Origin of the sequence: Streptomyces palmae (assembly GCF_004684805.1) — a bacterium.
Classification (GTDB): domain Bacteria; phylum Actinomycetota; class Actinomycetes; order Streptomycetales; family Streptomycetaceae; genus Streptomyces; species Streptomyces palmae.
Genome location: NZ_SRID01000344.1, coordinates 1 through 7,340 on the forward strand (window position 1 = coordinate 1; position 7,340 = coordinate 7,340).

The following is a 7,340-nucleotide window of genomic DNA, read 5'->3' on the forward strand; positions in this document are numbered from 1 at the left end:
TCCTCGCTGTGTTTTTTCTTCAAAGGAACCTCGTCCCAGACCATCAGGCCCGGAGACGGGGTATCAACTAATCTGGCGTTGACTTTTGGCACGCTGTTGAGTTCTCAAGGAACGGACGCTTCCTTCGTACTCACCCTCTCGGGCTTTCCTCCGGGCGCTTCCCTTCGGTGTTTCCAACCTTACCAGATCCGTTTCGCGTTTCCGCTCTCCGTATCCGGCCCCCTGTTGGAGCGGGGCGGCCTTCTCGCTTTCGCTTTCCGGCCTTTCCGACTCTATCAGATTCTTTTTCGTTCCGTTTCCGGCCCGAGTTCGATTCCGATTCCCCGTCGGACGGGGATTGCACCTTCCGGCGCGACCACTACTTTAGCGGAATTTCCCCGGTAGCTTGTCATCAAGCCTTTCGGGTCGATTTTCGGCGTACCGAAATGCGTCCCGGCTGGGGAATCTCGTGGGTAGTGGTGGCCGCTCAGAGGCTCCGGCGAAGTGGACCTGGGGTCGCTTCAGCCTGATGGCCCGCGTCAAGCGGCTCGGGCTATGTTAGGCGTCCGGGGGTCCCGAGTCAAGTTCCGTCCAGGGTGTCCCCAAGACGTCCCAGGGGGCTGTGACGCCGCGGCGCCCGGCACCTTCTAACGGCGAGCCGTACCGCGGCGGCGCGGGGCGTGGGGCCGGTACGGACTGACCGAGCGGTCGCCGTCGATCCAGAAGCGCCAGGGGTGCAGCGTGCCGTCCCCTCCCACTCCGGCCACTCCGGTGCGCGGTCCGTGCAGGATCCGGGCGGCCGGCGCCGGGGTGCCGGTCAGTACCCCCAGCGGCGCCGTCCCACCTGCGCAGACATCCGTCCCGTTCAGACGCCGGTCGATGTCGAGGGCGGTGGCCAGGCGGGCCGGGCCCTTGGCCAGCTCGTGGTCGTTCTTGGCGGTGGGGCGGTTGGCGCGGGCCGACTCCACCCCCTTGACGACCTCGCCGGCGCGCAGCAGCACCCCGCTGGCGAAGTCCTCGGGGCCGCAGACCAGGTTCAGGCAGTGCCACATGCCGTAGGTGAAGTAGACATACGCATGACCAGGCGGTCCGAACATCACAGCATTGCGCTCGGTGCGTCCGCGGTACGCGTGCGATCCGGGATCGACGGGACCGGCATAGGCCTCCACCTCCGTCAGACGCACCTCGATCGGTCCCCGCGGGGTGTGCCGTACCAGGGTGCGGCCGAGCAGGTCGGGGGCGACCTCCAGTACGGGGCGGTCGAAGAAGGTCCGGTCGAGCGGTGTGCGGTCAGGAGCCACGGTCACGGAATCGAGCCTACGGGACCTGACCTGGTGTGGCCGTTTCGCTCCGCGGTGGCCATGGGGGTTGGTGCGAGGCGCCGGTGGCTGGAATGGTGTGGCGCGGAACCGTAGGGCGCCGTTTCGCGTTCGTACGGTTCAGCGGTTCGCCAGTCATTAGTCGTACGGCGCCGCCCGGCCCGTCGGGATCGACGGTCGGGCGGTGATCACGTCCGGAGAGGAAGAACATGGGCTTCAAGAAGCTGCTCGCGAGTCTGGGTGCCGGTGGCGCTTCGGTGGAGACGGTGCTGACCGAGGAGAACGTCGTCCCCGGCGGTGTGGTGCAGGGTGAGGTCCGTATCCAGGGCGGCTCGGTGGCGCAGCGGATCGAGGGGCTCTCGGTCGGGCTGCAGGCCCGGGTCGAGGTGGAGGGCAACGACCAGGAGTACAAGCAGGACGTCGAGTTCACCCGGGTGCAGCTGGGGGGTGCCTTCGAGGTGCAGGCCGGCGCGGTGCACACGGTGCCGTTCGGGCTGGAGGTCCCGTGGGAGACGCCGATCACCATGTTCCTGGGCCGCCACCTGACCGGGATGAACGTCGGGGTGACGACCGAGCTGGCGATCGCGCGGGCGGTGGACTCCAGTGACCTGGACCCGATCAACGTGCACCCGATCCCGGCCCAGCAGGCGATCCTGGACGCGTTCGGCGGTCTCGGCTTCCGGTTCAAGAGCGCGGACCTGGAGCGCGGCCACATCCGCGGCACGCGGCAGCGGCTGCCCTTCTACCAGGAGATCGAGTTCTCCGCCCCGGAGCAGTACCGGGGTCTGAACGAGGTCGAGTTGACGTTCATCGCCGACGGCCACGAGATGGACGTGGTGCTGGAGATGGACAAGAAGCCGGGTCTGTTCACCGAGGGCAGCGACTCCTACCGGTCGTTCACCATGGGCCTGCACAACTACCAGGACACCGACTGGGCGGCCTACCTCAACCAGTGGCTGGCCGAGGTGGGCGGCAAGCGCAGCTGGTTCTGAGCCGGTCGAGCGGTACCGGGGGCGGGTGCGGACGCGGGTCCGCGCCCGCCCCTCGCCGTACGGACCGGGGCGGCCGGTCAGGGCGGTGGCGGGTCGTACCGGACGGTGAGCGGGGTGCCGCGGGCCGCCCAGAAGCTCTCGGCGTCGGCGAGGATGCCGGCGGCCGTCTCCGCGTCCTCGGGGGCGGCTCGGCGGAACCGCGCCCAGCCGTGGACCAGCAGCTCGTACTCGGCGGCCCCGCCCCACCAGGACAGGTCGATCAGGCAGTCGGCCAGTGCGTCCCAGTTGCGGCCGAACCAGTCGGGCAGGTGGAGGTCGCGGGCGCAGCGGTCGAGGAACCCGGTCTTGTCCGAGACTCCGTCCAGCCGAAGGACGGCCGTGTACCGGGCGGGGCGCGGCGCGGGGGTGGTCATGGCGGCATCGTCGCAGAACGGGCGGGGATCAACCCCTAGGCTGGCCGCGATCACGACTGCCAAGAACAGCAGGAGGTATGACGTGTCCGAGCAGCAGCGGCGCCCGCTCCCCCATGACTTCCATCCGCCGGTGCCGTCGTTCACGGTGGTGAGCGACGACGTGGAGCCGGGGGGCACGCTCCGGTCGGCGCAGGTGCACGCGGAGGGCAACTCCTCCCCGCACCTGCGGTGGGAGGGCTTCCCGGAGGGAACCAAGAGCTTCGCGGTCACCTGCTTCGATCCCGACGCGCCGACCGGCAGCGGCTTCTGGCACTGGGTGCTGTTCGACATCCCGGCCTCGGTGACCGAGCTGCCGGCCGGGGCGGGCAGCGGGGACTTCGCGGGGTTGCCGGAGGGCGCCGTGCACGTGCGGAACGACTACGGCACCCGGGACTTCGGGGGTGCCGCGCCGCCGCCCGGGGACGGTCCGCACCGCTATGTGTTCACCGTCTACGCGGTGGACAGCGAGAAGCTGGGTCCCGACGCCGAGGTGTCGCCGGCGGTGGTCGGCTTCAACCTGCGCTTCCACACGCTGGCGCGGGCGCAGCTGATCGGCGAGTACGAGAACCCGGCCGCGGGCTGACGTCGCCCGGTCCGCTGCCGGGCCGGGAAATTGCGTTGTCGTGCCCCGGCCGCCGCGCCAGAGTTGATCCCGGCCCGCCCGCCCCGGTGCGGGCCGGGTTTCCGGTGCGGGAGGTGTTCCGGTGCGCCAGACGCTGGTGCTGAACGCGAGTTTCGAGCCGCTGTCGACGGTCACGTCGCGACGGGCGGTGGTGCTGGTCCTCCAGGACAAGGCGGTCGTCGAGCAGGCCCATCCCCGGCTGCGGGTGCGGGCCTCGGCGGTGGATCTACCTCTGCCGCGGGTGATCCGGCTGTGCCGCTACGTACGGGTTCCGTTCCGAAGACAGGCGCCCTGGTCGCGGCGGGGGGTGCTGGTGCGGGACCGCCACCGGTGCGCGTACTGCGGTCGGCGGGCGACCACCGTGGACCATGTGGTGCCGCGGTCGCACGGGGGCGGGGACACCTGGCTGAACACGGTCGCGTCCTGCGCCGAGGACAACCACCGCAAGGCGGACCGAACTCCTGAGCAGGCCGGGATGCGGCTGCTGCGGGCGCCGTTCATACCGTCTCCCGCGGATGTGCTGCTGCTCGGGCTCGGGGCCGCGGAGGGCGCCGAACTGCCGCCGGGGCTGCGGGAGCGAGAGCTGCCCGCCGCCTGAGCGCCGTACGGAGTGTGCCCGGCCTGCCGGGACGAGAGGAGCCGCCGCTCGCGCCTCGGGGGCGCGGGCGGCGGCTCCTGCCGTGCCGGGTCGGCCGCGGTCAGTCGATCCTGGGCTCCTCGCGGCGCGGGGAGACCACCTTGCCGGAGCCGCCGCCGGCGTCCGGGCCGAAGTTGCCGATGGCGCCGCCGAGCCCCTTGAGCGCGTCGCCGATCTCGCTGGGCACGATCCAGAGCTTGTTGGCGTCGCCCTCGGCGATCTTCGGCAGCATCTGGAGGTACTGGTAGGAGAGCAGCTTCTGGTCCGGGTCGCCGGCGTGGATGGACTCGAAGACCAGACGGATGGCCTGCGCCTCACCCTCGGCGCGCAGTGCGGCGGCCTTGGCCTCGCCCTCGGCGCGCAGGATGGCGGACTGCTTCTCGCCCTCGGCGCGCAGGATCTCCGACTGCCGGACACCCTCGGCCTGGAGGATCGCGGCGCGCTTGTCCCGGTCGGCGCGCATCTGCTTCTCCATCGAGTCCTGGATGGAGGTGGGCGGCTCGATGGCCTTCAGCTCGACGCGGTTGACGCGGATGCCCCACTTGCCGGTGGCCTCGTCGAGGACGCCGCGGAGCGCCGCGTTGATCTCCTCGCGGGAGGTGAGGGTGCGCTCCAGGTCCATGCCGCCGATGATGTTGCGCAGGGTGGTGACGGTGAGCTGCTCGATGGCCTGGATGAAGCTGGCGACCTCGTAGGTGGCGGCGCGGGCGTCGGTCACCTGGTAGTAGATGACGGTGTCGATGTTGACCACCAGGTTGTCCTGGGTGATCACCGGCTGCGGCGGGAAGGGGACGACCTGCTCCCGCAGGTCGACGCGGTTGCGGATGGTGTCGATGAACGGGACCACGATGTTGAGGCCCGCGTTCAGCGTGCGGGTGTAGCGGCCGAAGCGCTCCACGATGGCCGCGCTCGCCTGCGGGATGACCTGGATCGTCTTGATGAGTGCGACGCAGACGAGCACCACCAGGATGATCAGGACGATGATGATCGGTTCCACAGCGGCTCCCCGTGCCCTTCATGCTTTGGATTCAAGCCTGGTCGGTCTCATCGGACGATGATGTTGAAGTCTTCCAGATAAGCGGTGCGCGGCGCAGCCTGACGGGGGATCACATGACAACCGCGGTGGCGCCCTCGATGTCGACCACGTCTACCCGCTGTCCCGGTTCGTATGCCTGGCCGGCGTCGAGCGAGCGGGCGGACCAGATCTCGCCGGCGAGTTTGATCCGGCCGCCGGCCTCGTCCACCCGCTCCAGCACGACGGCCTGACGGCCCTTCAGCGCTTCGATGCCGCTGCGCAGTTCGGGGCGCTGCCGCCGGTTGCGGTTGGCGAGCGGGCGCACCACGGCGATCAGGGCGACCGAGACGATGGCGAAGACCACCACCTGGAGCACCCTTCCGCCGCCGAGTGCCTCGGTGACGGCGCCGGCGACGCAACCGACCGCGACCATGCCGAACTCGGGCATCGCGGTCAGTACGAGCGGAATACCCAGCCCTACGGCGGCGATCAGCCACCACACCCATCCGTCCACATCATCATGGTAGTTCGCGTGATGAGGGCGGGACAGGGCGCGGCGTGACCGGACGTGCGCCCGCTTCCGGTCGGGGCGGGCGGTTTCAGCGGGACATCGGCAGGCCCTGGGCGGTCCAGCGGTTGCCGTTGCGCTCGACGACCAGCGGCAGGCCGAAGCAGTGGGAGAGGTTGCGGGAGGTCAGCTCGGTCTCCATCGGCCCGGCGGCGAGCACCTTGCCCTGTCGGATCATCAGGACGTGGGTGAAGCCGGGGGGAATCTCCTCGACGTGGTGGGTGACCATGATCATGGAGGGGGCGTACGGGTCGCGGGCGAGTCGGCCGAGTCGGCGCACCAGGTCCTCGCGGCCGCCGAGGTCGAGGCCGGCGGCGGGCTCGTCCAGCAGGAGCAGCTCGGGGTCGGTCATCATGGCGCGGGCGATCAGGGTGCGCTTGCGCTCGCCCTCGGAGAGGGTGCCGAACTTCCGGTCCAGGTAGTCGGTCATGCCCAGGCGGTCGAGGAAGGCGCGGGCGCGCTCCTCGTCGACGGCCTCGTAGCTCTCCCGCCAGTGGGCGGTCATGCCGTAGGCGGCGGTGAGCACCGTCTCCAGGACGGTCTGGCCGTGCGGCAGCTTGTCGGCCATGGCGATGCCGGCCACGCCGATGCGCGGGCGCAGCTCGAAGACGTCCACGCCGCCGAGCTTCTCGCCCAGGATCTGCACGGCGCCGCTGGTCGGGAAGAGGTAGCTGGAGGCCACGTTGAGCAGGGTGGTCTTGCCGGCGCCGTTGGGGCCGAGGATCACCCAGCGCTCGCCCTCGGCGACCGACCAGGAGACCTGCTCCACCAGAGCCCGGCCTTCGCGGACCACGGATACGTCCACCAGCTCCAGAACATCGCTCATGAGCGCGTTGTCTCCCATTGCAGTCTCGAAATGTCTTTTGCGCGGTAGGCGCAGCCCCCAGGGAAAACCTACGCCACCTGGCGTCGGTGGCAGTCCCTAGGCTGGGGACCATGCTCGATGAACCTCGTTCAGGGCGCCTCGCCGCATGGGGAAATGCCCTTCTTGCCGGATTTGTCTCTCCCGATGAGGCCGCACAGCAGGTCGTGGGTGGGGATGCGACACACCGGGTCGCCGACCTCCCCGGGGAGTCCGGCGCGGTCGGCCTCACCCTGGCCCTGGGCCGGCTGCGCGCGCTGGGTGCGGTGGGGCTGGGGGTGGCGCTGCCGGTGCCCGGCCATCCGCTGGGGCTGTGCGGCCCGCCGGAGTTCAACGCGCGGGCGCTGGAGGCGGGCGAGGCGGTGATCGCCTCCGGGGTGCCGCTGGGGCTGGTGCCGGAGGTGTTCGAGGCCGGTCCGCGGGGCGATGTCCATACCGAGGTGGTGTGGCGCTGCCTGCCCGTCCGGGAGGCGCCGCCCGCGGACGTGCCCTCGCTGGGCGAGGCCGAGCGCGAGCTGGCGGAGGCGCTGCGGGAGGCCACCGAGGTGCTGACCCGGCTGGACCTGGCGGGCTCCGGTCCGGTGGCGCAGGCGGCACTGGAGGCGTACCGGGCGCGCGCGGAGCGCGGCCGGGAGGTGCTGGCGCCGGGGTATCCGCCCCGCGCGGTACGGGTGCTGGAGCTGGCCCAGCGGGTCGGCGCGCTGGTCTCCATCGCCCGCGCGCCCGGCGGCGACGGCCGGGAGCACGGCGCCGCGGTGAGCTCCTCGGAGATCGCGGCGCGGGCGGAGGCGCTGCGGCCGGTGGAGCGTACCGCCCGCCGGGCGCAGGTGGCCGCCTACAACGCCGCCCTGGAGGAGCGGGCGCGGCGCACCGAGTGAACCGCCCGCCCTCCCC

At 70.9% G+C, this 7,340-nt stretch carries 9 protein-coding genes; 4 read left to right on the plus strand and 5 right to left on the minus strand.

Going from position 1 to position 7,340, the window contains the following annotated elements; genetic code table 11:
- Window positions 1-626 precede the first annotated feature (626 nt).
- A complete protein-coding gene (locus E4099_RS26110) occupies window positions 627-1,286 on the minus strand; it encodes a DNA-3-methyladenine glycosylase (protein ID WP_135341573.1) in 660 nt (219 codons plus the stop codon).
- Window positions 1,287-1,507: 221 nt separating this feature from the next.
- On the opposite strand from E4099_RS26110, the gene E4099_RS26115 reads away from it, so the two are divergent.
- The gene (locus tag E4099_RS26115) at window positions 1,508-2,290 is read left to right on the plus strand and encodes a sporulation protein (protein ID WP_135341574.1); all 783 of its coding nucleotides are present in this window, start codon (window positions 1,508-1,510) and stop codon (window positions 2,288-2,290) included.
- 77 nt (window positions 2,291-2,367) lie between these two features.
- On the opposite strand, the gene E4099_RS26120 is transcribed toward E4099_RS26115, so the two are convergent.
- On the minus strand, window positions 2,368-2,703 hold the full coding sequence (locus E4099_RS26120; protein ID WP_135341575.1) for a barstar family protein: 336 nt from the start codon (window positions 2,701-2,703) through the stop codon (window positions 2,368-2,370).
- An 82-nt stretch (window positions 2,704-2,785) separates the two neighbouring features.
- Between E4099_RS26120 and E4099_RS26125 the strand changes: the two genes are divergently transcribed.
- Together E4099_RS26125 and E4099_RS26130 are read left to right on the plus strand one after the other, a co-directional pair.
- The gene (locus E4099_RS26125; protein WP_135341576.1) at window positions 2,786-3,325 is read left to right on the plus strand and encodes a YbhB/YbcL family Raf kinase inhibitor-like protein; all 540 of its coding nucleotides are present in this window, start codon (window positions 2,786-2,788) and stop codon (window positions 3,323-3,325) included.
- 121 nt (window positions 3,326-3,446) lie between these two features.
- Entirely contained in the window at window positions 3,447-3,962 is a 516-nt protein-coding gene (locus E4099_RS26130) for an HNH endonuclease (protein WP_135341577.1), read from the plus strand.
- Window positions 3,963-4,062: 100 nt separating this feature from the next.
- Here E4099_RS26130 and E4099_RS26135 read toward each other — a convergent pair whose 3' ends face one another.
- The 3 genes from E4099_RS26135 to E4099_RS26145 all read right to left on the minus strand — a co-directional run bounded on the left by E4099_RS26135 (window position 4,063) and on the right by E4099_RS26145 (window position 6,410).
- Entirely contained in the window at window positions 4,063-4,998 is a 936-nt protein-coding gene (locus E4099_RS26135; RefSeq protein ID WP_135341578.1) for an SPFH domain-containing protein, read from the minus strand.
- Window positions 4,999-5,107: 109 nt separating this feature from the next.
- A complete protein-coding gene (locus E4099_RS26140; protein WP_245245186.1) occupies window positions 5,108-5,530 on the minus strand; it encodes an NfeD family protein in 423 nt (140 codons plus the stop codon).
- 85 nt (window positions 5,531-5,615) lie between these two features.
- Window positions 5,616-6,410 carry an ABC transporter ATP-binding protein gene (locus E4099_RS26145; protein ID WP_135341580.1) on the minus strand — a complete coding sequence of 265 codons (795 nt, stop codon included), beginning with the start codon at window positions 6,408-6,410 and terminating at the stop codon, window positions 5,616-5,618.
- Window positions 6,411-6,520: 110 nt separating this feature from the next.
- Here E4099_RS26145 and E4099_RS26150 point away from each other — a divergent pair, with 110 nt between their 5' ends.
- Window positions 6,521-7,324: a hypothetical protein gene (locus E4099_RS26150; protein WP_135341581.1), complete on the plus strand. Its 804-nt coding sequence runs from the start codon at window positions 6,521-6,523 to the stop codon at window positions 7,322-7,324.
- Window positions 7,325-7,340: the final 16 nt, after the last annotated feature.

Excerpts from the sequence above, each read along its gene's own strand:
- E4099_RS26145 (WP_135341580.1), bottom strand. The coding sequence starts at position 6,410 with ATGAGCGATGTTCTGGAGCTGGTGGACGTATCCGTGGTCCGCGAAGGC.
- E4099_RS26115 (WP_135341574.1), top strand. The coding sequence starts at position 1,508 with ATGGGCTTCAAGAAGCTGCTCGCGAGTCTGGGTGCCGGTGGCGCTTCG.
- E4099_RS26120 (WP_135341575.1), bottom strand. The coding sequence starts at position 2,703 with ATGACCACCCCCGCGCCGCGCCCCGCCCGGTACACGGCCGTCCTTCGG.
- E4099_RS26150 (WP_135341581.1), top strand. The coding sequence starts at position 6,521 with ATGCTCGATGAACCTCGTTCAGGGCGCCTCGCCGCATGGGGAAATGCC.